Here is a 13,679-nt window from a genome sequence, read left to right as displayed (position 1 = left end):
AACTTCATATTTGCTGACAGAATGAAGGCGATGCGTTGTTTTAAGCTCGGTGGCATGTCGGCCTCCCCTTCCCTTCGCGTGTGGCTGACCGCGCTGCCCTTCCTGCTCCCCCTGGCAGCCTGCGCGCCGCAGGCCACGACCACGGTTCAGGCCAGTACGCCGGTCTCGGCAGTGTCGTTCTACCCCCATGAGACCGGGCTGGCCTGGAGTTACCTGCCCGAGGGCGAGGGCAGCGGCGCCCCGGCTTACACGCTGCGGGCACTGGGCGTCACGGTGTATGGCAGCCAGAGCGCACAGGCCTTTCAACTCGCTGGGCGCGGCGCCGACCAGACCTGGTACCGGACGGTGGACGCTTCGGGGGTGCGGCTGCTGGGGCTGCGCAAGCCCGGCGTGAACATTAGGCTGGAGCCGGCGTGGCTGGAGTTACCCGCCCAGACGGCCTGGCGCCTGGGACTGACCTGGCAGGGCCAGTCTCAGATCACGGTGAGCGGCGACGACGGCAAAGAGCAGGCGCGCGGCACCCTGAACTACAGCTACACCGTGCAGGACCGCCGCACCGTGCAGACCCCCGGCGGCCGCTTTGAGGTCTGGGTGGTCACGCGGCAAATCAGCGACACGCTAGGCGGCCTGTTTCCCGCCACGCAGCAGCTGTGGTTTGCCCCCTATGTGGGCGAGGTGCGCACGCCCGAAGGCCTGCTGCTGACCGGCCGCAATTTCTCGGCCCGCCCCGGAGGTCAGTGATGGAACGTGCTGCCGACAGCCTCACGCCCCTGCTGGACGGGATTCAGGCGCCCGCCGATCTAAAAAGGCTGACCCGCGAGCAGCTGCCCCTGCTGTCCCAGGAACTGCGGGACGAGATCGTGCGCGTGTGTTCGGTGGGCGGCCTGCACCTGGCGAGCAGCCTGGGGGCCACCGATGTGATCGTGGCCTTGCACTATGTCCTCAATTCGCCGCGCGACCGCATCCTTTTTGACGTGGGCCACCAGGCCTACGCCCACAAGATGCTCACCGGCCGCCGGGAGCAGATGCCCACCATCAAGAAAGAGGGGGGCCTGAGCGGCTTTACCAAGGTCAGCGAGTCCGAACACGACGCGATTACGGTGGGCCACGCCAGCACCAGCCTCGCCAACGCGCTGGGCATGGCGGTGGCGCGCGACGCACTGGGCCAGGACTACCGGGTCGCCGCCGTGATTGGCGACGGCGCCCTGACCGGCGGCATGGCCCTGGCCGCCCTGAACACCATCGGCGACATGAACCGCCGGATGCTGATTGTCCTGAACGACAACGAGATGAGTATCTCGGAGAACGTGGGAGGCCTCAACAAGTTCATGCGTGGCTTGCAGGTCCAGAAGTGGTTTCAGGAGGGTGAGGGCGCCGGCAAAAAGGCCGTAGAGGCCGTCAGCAAACCGCTGGCCAGCCTGATGAGCCGTGCCAAGAGTTCGACGCGGCACTTCTTTGACCCGGCCAGCGTCAATCCTTTCGCCGCCATGGGCGTGCGCTACGTGGGGCCGGTGGACGGCCACGACGTGCAGGAACTCGCCTGGCTGATGGAACGCCTGGTAGACCTGGACGGGCCGACCATCCTGCATGTGGTGACCAAGAAGGGCAAAGGCCTGAGTTACGCCGAGGCTGACCCCATCTACTGGCACGGCCCCGGCAAATTTGACCCCGCCACCGGGGACTTCAGCCCCAGCAAGGCGTACAGCTGGAGCAATGCCTTTGGTGACGCCGTGACCGAACTGGCCGCCCAGGACCCCCGCACCTTCGTGGTCACGCCTGCCATGCGCGAGGGCAGCGGCCTGGTCGAGTACAGCAGGGCCCACCCCAACCGTTACCTGGATGTGGGGATTGCCGAGGAGGTCGCGGTCACAGCCGCCGCCGGCATGGCGCTGCAGGGGCTGCGCCCGGTGGTCGCTATCTATTCCACCTTTCTGCAACGCGCCTACGACCAGGTGCTGCATGACGTGGCTATCGAAAATCTGAACGTGACCTTTGCCATTGACCGCGCGGGCATCGTGGGGGCCGACGGCGCCACCCACAACGGCGTGTTTGACCTGAGCTACCTGCGCTCTATTCCCGGCGTGCGCCTTGGCCTGCCCAGAGACGCCGCCGAACTGCGCGGCATGCTGAAATACGCCCGGGAGCATGACGGCCCCTTTGCCATCCGCTATCCGCGCGGCAACACGGCCCCCGTGGCGGCGGGCACCTGGCCCACGCTGACCTGGGGAGAATGGGAGCGGGTGCAGGGCGGCGACGAGGTGGTCATCCTGGCGGGCGGCAAGGCACTGGAGTACGCCGAGAAAGCGGCGGCGGGGCTGAGCGGTGTCGGCGTGGTGAACGCCCGCTTTGTCAAACCGCTGGACGAAGCCATGCTGCGCACCCTGGCCCGGACCGCCCGCGCGCTCGTGACCGTGGAGGACAACACCGTGGTCGGTGGTTTCGGCAGCGCCGTGCTGGAATTCCTGAATGCTGAGAGCTTGCAAGTGCCTGTGCGGGTGCTGGGCATTCCCGACGAGTTTCAGGAGCACGCCACCGCCGAGAGTGTTCATGCCAGAGCCGGCATTGACGCCCAGGCGATTCGGACGGTGCTGGCGGAACTGGGCGTGGACGTGCCGCTTGGGGTGTAAGAAAAGATAGAGAAGGCGGCGCAGGGAAGTTCACTCCTGTGCCGCCTCTGGCTGGGGGTGGCCCGCAGCCCTACACCCTGACTTCCCCATTGCCCTCTACCACCCACTTCGTCGTGGTCAATTCCCTCAGCCCCATCGGGCCACGGGCGTGCAATTTCTGGGTGCTGATGGCCACCTCGGCGCCCAGGCCCAGTTGCCCACCGTCGTTGAAACGGGGGCTGGCGTTCACCATCACGGCCGCGCTGTCCACATCCTGCACAAAGCGCTCGGCCTGGGCGGGGTCGCGGGTCAGGATGACATCAGTGTGGTTGCCGTGCGCCGCAATAAAGTCCAGCGCCTCGTTCAGACCCGCCACTACCTTGAGACTCAGCGTCAGGGCCAGAAATTCGGTGCCGTAATCGGCCTCGGTGGCGGGCTCGGCACTCAGGCCAGCGGCGGCCAGCACCGCCAGGGCCTCGGGGTCGGCGCGCAGGGCCACGCCGCTGTCCAGCAGGGGGCGCAGCAGGTCAGGGAGGACATCCAGCGCCGCGCGGTCCACCAGCAGGGTGTCCAGGGCGTTGCAGGCGCTGGGCTTTTGCACCTTGGCGTTGTGGAGGAGTTGCGCGGCCTTCTCTCTATCCAGTAGGTCTCGCGTGAACGAGGCGTCCAGGTAAATGTGGACCACGCCAATGCCGCCCACGATGACCGGCACGGTGGCGTTCTCCACGCAAAAGCGGTGGAGCCCCGCCCCGCCGCGCGGAATGATGGCGTCCACCCACTCGTCCAGGGTCAGGAGTTCCAGGACTCGCTCACGGGCCGGGTCGCGGATGACCTGGACGGCCTGGGCCGGCAGCCCCTGGGCCTGCAAAGCGGCGTGAATCACTTCCTCTAGCGCAGCGTTGCTGTGCACGGTTTCCTTACCGCCGCGCAGAATCACCGCGTTGCCACTCATGAGGGCCAGCGCCGCCACATCCACGGTGACATTGGGCCGACTTTCGTAGATCACGCCCAGCACGCCCAGCGGCACCCGGCGCGTGCCCACCCGGATGCCGCTGGGCTGGACCTGCACCGGGCTCTGCTCGCCCACCGGGTCAGGCAGGCGCGAGACGGCCTCGACATCCGCCGCCAAGCTGTCCAGCGCGGCAGGTGTCAGGCGCAGGCGGGCCACCATCGGGTCAGGCAGGCTCGCAGCCAGAGCGGCCTGGACATCCTGCGCGTTGGCGGCCAGGACGGCGTCAGCGCTGGCCCGCAGGCCCGCCGCCAACGCGGTCAGCGCCGCCACCTTGCGCGCGGTAGGCAGCGAGCGCAGGGTCCGCGCAGCCTGCCGGGCGCGCACGCCCATCTCCTGAATCGTGGCGTTGGGGGCACTCATGGCCCGAGGCTAGCAGGGCCGGCCGGGCACACCCAGGCGTGGGGTAGGCAGGGCGCCGCCGCGCCGAAAGAATGAGAGGTCTGGCTTAGCCGCCGCGCCCCAGGAGCCCCGTATGGACATCACCGAAACCCTGCATGCCCCGGACCGCGCTGCCTGGCGAACCTGGCTGGAGACCCACAGCGCCCAGAAAACGGAAATCTGGCTGATCCGGGACAGCACCAAGCCCAGCGTGCCTTATCTGGACTCAGTAGAAGAAGCGCTGTGCTTTGGCTGGATTGACGGCATCGCCAAGCGCCTGGACGACGCGCGCCTGGCGCAGCGCTTTACGCCCCGGCGCCCGCGCAGCCACTGGACCGAGCTGAACCGCGAGCGGGCCCGCCGCCTGATCGCCGAGGGCCGGATGACCGCTGCGGGCCGCGCCGTGCTGCCCGACCTGTCCACAGAGCACTTTCAGGTCGCCCCGGATATCCAGGCTGCGCTGCAGGCAGACCCGCAGACCTGGGCCAACTTCCAGGCCTTTCCCGCGCTGTATCAGCGCATCCGGGTGGGGTATATCGAAGAAGCCCGCCGCCAGCCCGAGGTGTTTGCCGCGCGCCTGAGCAACTTTGTGAGCAAGACGCGGGCGAACAAGCAATTTGGGGGGATGCGCTAGCCGAACTCCGATGACATCGGTGGCAGAACCGATGACATCCGGGCGGACTTGGGAGACCGCGCAGCAAACTTAAAGAGCCCCGCAGAAGAGCAGGCACAAGCGGGCTGACGGGCGTGGCGTTTCCACATCAGGAAATCCCAGATGTTGGCCTTGCAGACTAAAGCCGCATCAGCCGGCGGCCAGGCCCAGCATCAGCTCCAGATTCTGCACCGCCGCGCCGCCTGCACCCTTACCCAGATTGTCCAGGCGGGCGGCCAGCACGGCGCGCTCGCCGTCGCCCGAGGGGTAGACGAAGAGGTCCAGGTTGTTCGTGCCGTTGAGGGTCTGAGGGTCAAGAATCTCCGGATTGTCGGCAGGATCAGCCACCCGCACGTACCGCTGCCCGGCGTAGTGGGCGTTGAGCGCGGCGTGCATGTCACCCGCGCCCACACCCAGTTCTCGCAGATGCAGGGGAATGGTAACCGTCATGCCCTGCGCCCAGGCGCCTACATTCGGCGTAAAGATAGGGGTCCGGCTCAGGCCGCCGTAGCGCATGGTCTCGGGGATATGTTTGTGGCTCAGGCCCAGGGCGTAGCCCAGAAAGGCGCCGCGCATGGGGTGAGGCTCGTTCTGCTCGTGGGCATCCACCAGCGCGCGCCCGCCACCCGTGTAGCCGCTGTAGCCCTGAATGCTGACAGGGTGGTCAGCGGGCAAGAGGCCTGCCGCCGTCAGGGGCGCCAGCAGGGCAATCGCGCCGGTGCTGTAGCAGCCGGGATTGGCCACGTACCGCGCCGCCGCAATCCGCCCAGCCTGCTGGGCATTCAGCTCTGGGAACCCGAACACCCAGTCGGGGTTGACGCGGTGGGCCGTACTGGCGTCCAGCAAGCGGGCGGCCGGGTTGGTGGTCAGGGCCACCGCCTCACGGGCCGCGTCGTCGTGCAGACACAGAATGGACACGTCGGCAGCGTTCAGTAGCTCGGCGCGGGCCGCCGGGTCTTTGCGCCGGGCCAGGTCAATGTGCAGCAGCGTCAGGTCGGCGCGGCCCTCAAGCCGCTGGCGGATTTGCAGGCCAGTGGTGCCGGCCTCGCCGTCAATAAACACTGTGGGCAGGGTCATATCTTTACCTCGTAACGCGCGCCTTTGGAAAATTGGCAGTGGTAGCAAAGGGGCTGAAGATTATCAATATCGTCCGTACCGCCTGCCGACACGGGGATGACGTGGTCTTTAGTCCAGACGTACCGGAAACGCCGGTCAGGCCGTGGAGGAATTTCACTCCAGCGGCGGTGGCAACCTGGACAAGTTTCAACGGTTTGAAGAAGCTCTAACCATTGCCTGCGTGTATGCTTCCCACCGTTTTGACTTCGCCGCTGCCGGTACAGTTCGGCACGTCGCCCACGGCAAGGGCGGCAGTAATAAGCCACTCTGCCTGTTGTTGAGGAGGTAGAGCTGCCGAAATTGTTGGAGCCACACTTACGGCAGGACTGCCTGCTTGATACTCGGGCCCGAGTCAGTTCAGATGCCATAGCACCGCCGCACCAGTTCGGCCAGGTCGCCCTTGGCCGGGTCGCCGTGTTCAATCCGGCGCAGCAGCTCACCCGGCGTCAGCCACTCAGCGCCACTGAAATCGTCAGGATTGAAGTGCGGGGTCAGGTCTGCCTGAATCTCGTAGACCCGCATGAACGTGCTCAGGGTCGTCTCGAAGGGCGAGAACGCCGCCACCTCGCGCCAGGGCACGGCGCCGAGGTCCAGATTCAGCTCCTCCTGCGTTTCGCGCAGGAAGGCAGCCTCGTAACTCTCGCCGCGCTCCACATGACCACCCACGCTCATATCCAGGCAGCCGGGGAACGTGCGCTTGGTCTGGGTGCGGCGCGGAATCCACAGCTGGCCCCGAGCATTGATTAGAAAGGCATTCACCACCCGCACCGGCAGGCGCCGCGCCCAGGCGTCTTCTCGCGTGACGGTGCCGACCACCTCGTCCCGCTCATTGACCAGGTCGAGCCATTCCACCGGAGCAGCTGTCATGGGGTCCACTCATCGGCCAGCAGAGCGTACTGCGCGTCGTCGGTCCACTCGCCCCGGTGCCAGTAGCTCTGGCGCGACGTGCCCTCATGCCGGAAGCCCAGACCGGACAGCAGCCGGGCCACCGCAGCGTTGCGCGGGTCAATGCTGGCGTAGACGCGGTGCAGGGTCAGCGGCCCGAAGGCGTGGGTCAGCAGCGCCCGCAGCGCCTCGGCGGCGTAGCCCTGCCCCTGGGCGTGGCGGGCCAGCGTGATGCCCAGCTCGGCCTGCGGCCCCCGCGTGTTCAGGGCCAGGTCGCCCAGCAGGCCGTCTGCATGCGCCATAGCCCGCTGCACCCAGCCCGGCGCCCCCAGCGGCGCCGGCGAGACAAGACCCTGCGCCGCATCCAGGGTGGCTGGCAGCGCCCAGGCCTGAAAGCGGGCGACCTCCGGGTCATTGCGGTAGGCGACCAGAGTGGGCAGGTCATCCGGGGTCAGAGGCCGAATCGTCAGTCGGGGGGTGGACAGGGTGGTCACCCCTGCCCCGCGGAGGTCAGCGCCACCTCACCGAACGTCATGAAGACCAGCGTAGGGCCGGCGGGTCCCCGGTAAGCGCCCTGGGCGCCGTCCAGCGCCGTCAGGTGCCAGGCGTCCTCCTCGGTGCAGCTCAGGGTGCGCGTGGTCAGGGCGTGCAGGCGGTGCTCCTGGGCAAAGGCGCGCACCTTGCCAGCGGCCCTGGTCAGCTCCGCCGGAACCGATGGGTGGTCCCAGCCCCACAGCCACGGCCCGTCCTGCGTGTTGTAGGTGCCCACCACCTGCACCGGGCAGGTGGCCCGGAAGGTCTCGTTGGTGAAAGTCAGGGTGCCGGCCTGCAGGTCGGCCTGCCAGTCGGCGCGGCCCAGGCCCCAGGCGCCGTCATGGGCCGCCGTCTGGGCCTGAAGACCCGCCAGCGCCCTTTCCACAACGGCACTCTGGTCTCCAAACAGCGCAGGATTCACGTTGGTCATAGGCTCAGTGTGGCGCCTGCTCCCTACCAGCGCGGCTGGAGATGCCCCATCAGGTGGTACAGCAGGGCTTTTTGCGCATGCAGGCGATTCTCGGCCTGGTCAAAGACGCGGCTCTTGGGGTGCTCGGTGGCCTCAGGCACCGTTTCCTCGCCGTAGTGGGCAGGCAGGCAGTGCAGGAAAATGCCGTGCGGAGCAATGGTATCCAGCATCTGCGGGGTCACCTGATAGCCCCGGAAGGCGCGGCGGCGAATATCGGCTTCGGCCTCCTGCCCCATGCTGATCCAGACATCGGTGTACAGCACGTCGGCACCTTCAACTGCTCCTAGATCGTTGGTCAGGGTGACCTGCACGCCCGCGCGTACCGCGTCCATCAGGACGCCCGCATTCGGTTCGTAGCCCACCGGGGTCACCACCGTCACGTCGGTCCCGGTCAGGATGCCCATGTGAATGTGGCTGTTGGCGAGGTTGTTGCCGTCTCCGATGTACACCACCTGGCGGCCCCGCAGGTCAGCCCCGAATTCCTCTTCAATAGTCTGGTAATCGGCCAGCAGCTGCGCGGGGTGCAGCATGTCCGAGAGACCGTTGATGACAGGAATAGAGGCGTGCTGCGCCAGTTCCTGCAGGGTCTGTTGCAGGTAGACCCGGCCCATGACACCGTCCACCCAGCGCTCCAGGTTGCGCGCCACGTCGCTGACCCGCTCGCGGGTGCCCAGGCCAATTTCAGTGTTGGACAGGGTAATGGCGTGCCCACCCAGCTGGTACATGCCCACGTCAAAGGTGGTGCGGGTGCGCAGGCTGGCCTTTTCAAACACCAGGGCCAGCGACAGGCCAGCCAGCGGCTTGACCGCGCGCCACTCGCCGCGCTTCATGGAATGCGCCGTGTCCAGCACCGCGCGCAGTTCGGCGGCCGTCATGTCTAGGTTGCTCAGAAAGTCGCGCCCGGCCATCACGGGGGCCGGCAGGGTGTCTGGGGTATGCAGCGCATCTTTTTGCAGAGCAGGTGCAGAACCGAGCGCTGCCATCTCACCCTCAGCCGCACTCTTTTTCCTGGTTTTTGCTGTTTTCTCGGCCTTCGGCATAGGCAGAAAGTATAGCTGGCCCAGGTCATCCCTAGGCCAGCCCAATCAATTACGCATGTTTATTCATTCAGGACGCTTGAAGATACACTGGCACCCAGAATCTGCTTTCCCTTACCGCAGCTGCGGCGCCGTCTTACTTCGTCTCGGTCAGGGTGTAGTTGCCGCTGCCGCTGTAGGCGTACACGCGCCAGCGGTAGGTGCCACTGGCCGCGTTGTAGGTGATGGCCTCGGTGCTGGTGCTGCCCTCGCTGGCCCCCACCTGCGTCCAGGTGCTGCCGTTCAGTTTTTGCAGGTACAGGTCAAAGTCGGTGCCGCTGGGGCCCGTCAGGTTGCCCTTGAGGGTGCCGCCCGCGTAGGAAAAGCCTGCCGTGCCCGGCTGGTAACTGGTGCCGCCGCTGCTGAGCGTGCCGTTGTAGGTGGTGGGCGTAGGGGTCGGGGTGGTGCCGCCGCCCACGGTCACGAACAGCGCCGAGACTGGCCCGTAGGTGCCGCTGTTGTTGCGGGCGCGCACATAGACGGTGTGCTTGCCGGCACTCAGGCCGCTGGTGGACACCGTCGCCTGCACGTTCTCGCGGTTGGTATTGAAGCTGCCGTCGGCCGCCGTCATGGCGCTGGCGGTGCCCCCGGCCCAGGGCGGCGTGTCAATGAAGTATTCGGCCCCGGCCACCGTGCGGGCCGGCTCGCTGCCGTTGCTGGTGTTAAAGCGGGTGATGTCGGCGCTGGCGCTCAGGGTAAAGCTGGCGCCCGCCGCCACGCTGGCCGGGGCCGTGACGCTCACGCTGTCAGGGCCGCTACCCAGCTGGTACGGCGCGCGGGCCACGCGCAGGGCGTACAGCAGCGCCGCCTGGTTCTTGGGCAGGGTGGTGCTGGTAAAGGTGTTGCACGGCTCGAAGAACGCGGTGCCCAGCTCGATGGTGTATGACGCCACCCCCAGCTCGCCGTAGGCAAAGTCGTCGGTGGTGCCGCTGGTGGGGTACAGGCCCACCGACTGCTCGGGGGTATAGCCGTTGAAGTACGCCAGTTTGCGCCCCAGCGACTGCAGCGCGGCGCCGTTGGGGGCTGCGGTGGTCGTGTCGCCCCAGGGCCACAGCACCAGCTGCGAGTAGCTGTGAATGTCCATGTAGACGCCAGAAGTATTGGCGGGGGCCGCGTCGGTACGGCTGGCGCCACGGTTGTCGGCAAACGCCGCTTTAATCAGGTTCTGCAGGTTCTGGGTTTCGGGCTCTGAGCCGGCGCTGACGCCCCGGTACGTTTCGTTGCAGGGGTCGGTGCTGGACCCGCCCGTGCCCCAGGCGTAGGTGAAGTTGCGGTTCAGATCAGCGCCAAACAGACCGTTGCTGCACTTCTGGGTGTCGTTGACATTCTTGCGCCACGACGCGCCGGCCTCGGCCTTCTTGCGGCCATCGGGGTTGCTTTGCAGCACCAGCCAGACTTCCTGGCTGTCCAGCATCCAGGTCACGTCGGCGTCGCGGCCGTAGTTGGCCAGCAGGTACTCGGCAAAACGGGTGGACAGCTCGGCGGGCGTGTATTCCCGCGCGTGGATAGACGCCGTAATCAGCAGCCGGGGCTTGGTCCCACCCGTGCTCTTGTTGGTCAGCTTCAGGACATTCATGTCGTAGCCGCCCCGGCCCTTGGTCTTCAGCCAGGTCGAGCCGATGCTGCTCCAGCTGGCCAGGTTGGGGTACTGCGACACCAGGCTCTGCGCGCTGCTGTACGTTTCCTCGACAGTGCGGTAGCAGGAGTAGCCGCTGATGGACAGGCTGCCCAGGTTTTGGGTCAGCGAGCCGCTGTGACGCTCGGTTTCGGCCTTGTCAATACGGATGGTCCAGTCGCGGCTCAGGCCCGTGACGCGCAAGCGCTCGAAGTCAGCCTGGCCCACGTCCAGCAGCACGAACTTCTCCTCGGCGCTGCCGCCGATCGGCTCAAAGGTCTTGACGATGTCAATCCAGTCGCGCTCGGTCTTAAAGTCAATGCGCGAGACCACGATGGGCTTTTGCTGAAACACGCTGCATTCATCGGCCGTGGCCACCAGCGAGGTACCCGGCGTGACCGGCGGGGCGGCCTGCGGTTGAGGCGTCTGCGAGCAGGAAGCCAGGAAGAGGGACGTGCTGAGCAGCAGGGACGACGTGAGCCTTCGTGTCATAGGTCCTCCAGAAAAAGGGCACGCCAGCCTGGAAACCGCCGCCAGCAAAGGGGCCGTCAACGCTGTGCGCCTGGGTTGTGTGGTACTTCGGCACTGTAACACCCGGTTTCCAAAGCTCAAGTGCCTGCTGTCCCATACTTCCGAACATAGTGTGCGAAGTCGGCAGCCCCTCTGAGGATTTCGTGCTATCTGGGTCAGTCACTGCTGGGCCGTGGGGCCGCGCCCGGACAGCCTTCAGCCCTGGGCGCGGCGCCTGAAAATCCGGCGGGTCTGGGGGCGCTGTTTCTCCTCCTCTGGTTGGTCCTCTACCCTAGACAGGGGCGGGACAAAGCGCGCGTCAGCCCAGCTCGCCAGGTCTTTGAGGGCCAGCACCAGCAGGGTCAGCAGCAGCACCGGCCACAGCAGCCCTTCGGGCGTGTCCAGCCAGGCCCAGCGCGCAAAACTGACCAGTTGCCCCAGGTCGGCGTTCAGGGGCAGGGCGGTCACGTCGGGCACCAAGTCAAAGCCGTCACTGAACGCTATGCGCAGGGTCGGCTGGTCGTGAAAGCCCAGCGCCCCCAGTTCCATCAGCCACAAGAAGACGCCGCTGAGAACCGTAGCCACCACTGCTGCGGCCCGCCCGCGCAGGTGAGGCCACAGATGGGTACGCCACAGATGCCACGCGCCGCCCCCCAGGGCCAGCGCGCCTTCCATAAAGGGTTCCTTGCGCAGGGCGGTGACCTGGGCACCCACCAGACGCGCCGTCAGGAGAGCCGCCCCCAGCACCAGCACCACCCGGAAGGACCCCCGGCCCAGCAGGAGCACCAGAACCAGCAGCGTGGGCACTTCGGGCGGCAGGCGCAGGCGGCCCCAGCCGTGCCACAGACCCAGCAGCAGCCCAGGCAGCAGGCCCAGCAGCACCGTGAGCACCGCCAGATTCAGCGAGCGGGCCAGGGCGCGCGGCAGCACGCAGGCGGCGTCCCGGCCAAAGCGGTCGGTGCCCAGCGGCGCCAAGGGGTGGCCCGGCCGCAAAGGGGGCACTATAAAGGCCACGCTGCTGGTCGCCGCCTGCGCCACTGGCAATGGAATCAGAGACTGCACCGCACATTCCTGGCGCGGGGCCAGCAAGGCCAGGAGCACCAGAGGCAGCAGCAGCCACCTCATACGGCCTCTGGACCCATCGTTTGTGCAGACGATGACATCCGAGCAGGCTTGGCAAACGGCGCAGAAGAGTGAGCAGGAGAAAGAACGGGTTGCGGGCGTGGCGTTTGCACATCGGTTCTTTCCCAATGTGTTGGAACTACAGACGGACCCCGTGTCATTCGGCCCCCACTGGTCGGGGGTCCAGCCGCGCCGCCACGCCCCGCAGGATGACGTGACCCAGGCCGCCCAGCATCAGCAGGGCCAGCAGCGAACTGGAAAACACCATCAGCCGGTCCCCTTCCAGTTGCCCGCTCTCTGAGAACTGCCCCTGCACCGCCAGCGAGACGGTGTCGCCCAAACCCGGAAAGTGCAGCAGGCCCTCCAGGATGGTCAGTGAAAGCGTGAGCCCTAGGGCGTCCCCGGCCAGCGTGGTGGCCTGCACGGGGCGGGCCACGCCCAGCGCGCGCCGCTGAATCTGTCCTTCCGGAAGACCCATCGCCCGCGCTGTGCGGCTGTGATCGGCGGCCAGGGCCTCCAGGTACGCCGCGCGGGTCTGCACCGCCGCCCGCGCCGCCACTGGCCAGGCCAGGCTGGCAACAATAAAGGTCAGCATCAGCGGGGACCAGGGGGTCAGAGGAAAATCCCAGCCCCGCCAGAGGGTGACGGCCAGCCCCAGCGCCACGCCCAGCAAGAGCAGCAGGAAGGGCGGCACAGTTTCCAGCAGCCACAACAGCCCCAGCGGCGCGCGCCTCAGGCCGGCGGCCAGCACCCAGGCAAGTGCCAGGCCGCCCAGCAGGTAGGTGCCGCTCAGCAGTGCCGCCTCGGTGACGGCCGGCAGCACCTCAGGCGACAGGCCAGCCACCAGCGTGGCGGGATAAGACAGCAGCCGCTCGGGCAGGGGTAGATGACGCTGCACCCCGACCACCAGGACCGCGTGCCAGCCCAGCAGCGCGAGGAGGCCCAGCCTCATGTGGAGAAGGAATGGGAGGCTGGCCAGACGCTAAGGCTCTGGTCCTCTGCCTGGCCGGAAACGTGGGGGCCCAGCGCCCGGAGCGCCGCCATGTGGTTTGAGGTCACGCCCTAGCCTAAGGGGCGCGGCCCAGGGGCCTCAAGCCGATTGAGCAGATGCCCCGGTCTCGGCCCGGTCCAGCTGGCCCACCACCTTCTCGCTCCAGGTGCGCCCAGCGTCGCCGCCCCACAACAGCCAGGCGATGTAGCCGCGCGAGGGCTTACCGCTTTTGCCGGTTTCGTCCAGATTGTCACCGGCGTGGCGCGGAAAATAGCGGCTGATGTGCCGGGCCTTGCGCGCCGTGACAGCGCCACCTGCCGCCAGCAGGTGCGCGGTGGCCTCGCCGACTTTCGTGCCGCCGTAGCCGTGTTCCCTCCGCAACTCCAGGCCCCGCTGGGCATTGGCCTGCACGCCTTTGGGGATGGTCAGGTCAACTTTGGTCTTTGCCATAGGGGCCACCGTGCCAGCCAGGACCGGGGCAAGCTGTACCCAGGGGCGCAATCTGAAGAAGACGTGGAGAAGGGTCACTGGCCCTGAATTGCCTTTGCAGGCTCGCACTGGCGGCGGCTGGCACGGTGAGCCTGATGCAAGCTGCTCATGGCCGATGAGAGCGCCTGCGCACCAGTCTTTTTGACCAGAGAGTGGCCTTTCTCTCCGGCCCTCTTGTTCAATTTGTTGCGCGGCACGCCGCCTGACGGGCCCGCGCCCCGTAC

General features: G+C 67.0%; 14 protein-coding genes. 3 read left to right on the top strand and 11 right to left on the bottom strand.

Going from position 1 to position 13,679, the window contains the following annotated elements:
• The first annotated feature begins 54 nt into the window (after positions 1–54).
• Together K7W42_RS05980 and dxs are read left to right on the top strand one after the other, a co-directional pair.
• Entirely contained in the window at positions 55–741 is a 687-nt protein-coding gene (locus K7W42_RS05980) for a hypothetical protein (RefSeq protein ID WP_224573108.1), read from the top strand.
• On the top strand, positions 741–2,627 hold the full coding sequence (dxs, locus tag K7W42_RS05975) for a 1-deoxy-D-xylulose-5-phosphate synthase (RefSeq protein ID WP_224573106.1): 1,887 nt from the start codon (positions 741–743) through the stop codon (positions 2,625–2,627). The genes K7W42_RS05980 and dxs overlap by 1 nt, the downstream gene beginning before the upstream one ends.
• A 70-nt stretch (positions 2,628–2,697) precedes the next feature.
• On the opposite strand, the gene K7W42_RS05970 is transcribed toward dxs, so the two are convergent.
• Positions 2,698–3,978 (bottom strand): glutamate-5-semialdehyde dehydrogenase, encoded by a 1,281-nt coding sequence (locus K7W42_RS05970; RefSeq protein WP_224573104.1) that lies wholly within the window; start codon positions 3,976–3,978, stop codon positions 2,698–2,700.
• A gap of 112 nt (positions 3,979–4,090) precedes the next feature.
• Between K7W42_RS05970 and K7W42_RS05965 the strand changes: the two genes are divergently transcribed.
• The gene (locus K7W42_RS05965; protein ID WP_224573102.1) at positions 4,091–4,630 is read left to right on the top strand and encodes a YdeI/OmpD-associated family protein; all 540 of its coding nucleotides are present in this window, start codon (positions 4,091–4,093) and stop codon (positions 4,628–4,630) included.
• Between the two features lie 168 nt (positions 4,631–4,798).
• On the opposite strand, the gene argC is transcribed toward K7W42_RS05965, so the two are convergent.
• The 10 genes from argC to K7W42_RS05915 all read right to left on the bottom strand — a co-directional run bounded on the left by argC (position 4,799) and on the right by K7W42_RS05915 (position 13,416).
• Positions 4,799–5,725, bottom strand: a complete 927-nt coding sequence (gene argC / locus K7W42_RS05960; protein WP_224573100.1) for an N-acetyl-gamma-glutamyl-phosphate reductase — start codon at positions 5,723–5,725, stop codon at positions 4,799–4,801.
• Complete coding sequence (locus K7W42_RS23225) at positions 5,722–6,132, bottom strand: HNH endonuclease signature motif containing protein (protein ID WP_224573098.1); 411 nt, start codon at positions 6,130–6,132, stop codon at positions 5,722–5,724. The genes argC and K7W42_RS23225 overlap by 4 nt, the downstream gene beginning before the upstream one ends.
• Positions 6,122–6,631, bottom strand: coding sequence for an NUDIX hydrolase (locus K7W42_RS05950; RefSeq protein ID WP_224573096.1), 510 nt, complete (start codon positions 6,629–6,631; stop codon positions 6,122–6,124). Before K7W42_RS05950 ends, K7W42_RS23225 begins: the two co-directional genes overlap by 11 nt.
• The gene (locus K7W42_RS05945; protein ID WP_224573094.1) at positions 6,628–7,143 is read right to left on the bottom strand and encodes a GNAT family N-acetyltransferase; all 516 of its coding nucleotides are present in this window, start codon (positions 7,141–7,143) and stop codon (positions 6,628–6,630) included. Before K7W42_RS05945 ends, K7W42_RS05950 begins: the two co-directional genes overlap by 4 nt.
• Complete coding sequence (locus K7W42_RS05940; protein WP_224573092.1) at positions 7,140–7,613, bottom strand: DUF6882 domain-containing protein; 474 nt, start codon at positions 7,611–7,613, stop codon at positions 7,140–7,142. The genes K7W42_RS05945 and K7W42_RS05940 overlap by 4 nt, the downstream gene beginning before the upstream one ends.
• A gap of 23 nt (positions 7,614–7,636) precedes the next feature.
• On the bottom strand, positions 7,637–8,560 hold the full coding sequence (argF, locus tag K7W42_RS05935) for an ornithine carbamoyltransferase (RefSeq protein ID WP_224573167.1): 924 nt from the start codon (positions 8,558–8,560) through the stop codon (positions 7,637–7,639).
• 265 nt (positions 8,561–8,825) lie between these two features.
• Positions 8,826–10,835, bottom strand: a complete 2,010-nt coding sequence (locus K7W42_RS05930) for a M14 family zinc carboxypeptidase (RefSeq protein WP_224573090.1) — start codon at positions 10,833–10,835, stop codon at positions 8,826–8,828.
• A gap of 234 nt (positions 10,836–11,069) precedes the next feature.
• Positions 11,070–11,978 carry a hypothetical protein gene (locus K7W42_RS05925; protein ID WP_224573088.1) on the bottom strand — a complete coding sequence of 303 codons (909 nt, stop codon included), beginning with the start codon at positions 11,976–11,978 and terminating at the stop codon, positions 11,070–11,072.
• A gap of 154 nt (positions 11,979–12,132) precedes the next feature.
• Positions 12,133–12,927, bottom strand: coding sequence for an ABC transporter permease subunit (locus K7W42_RS05920; protein WP_224573087.1), 795 nt, complete (start codon positions 12,925–12,927; stop codon positions 12,133–12,135).
• A gap of 138 nt (positions 12,928–13,065) precedes the next feature.
• Positions 13,066–13,416 carry a DNA-binding protein gene (locus K7W42_RS05915; RefSeq protein ID WP_157457384.1) on the bottom strand — a complete coding sequence of 117 codons (351 nt, stop codon included), beginning with the start codon at positions 13,414–13,416 and terminating at the stop codon, positions 13,066–13,068.
• Positions 13,417–13,679: the final 263 nt, after the last annotated feature.

The organism is Deinococcus betulae, assembly GCF_020166395.1.
GTDB classification, from domain to species: Bacteria; Deinococcota; Deinococci; order Deinococcales; family Deinococcaceae; genus Deinococcus; species Deinococcus betulae.
Note: the sequence above shows the minus strand (reverse complement) of the source record. Positions and strands in the feature narration are given on the sequence as shown.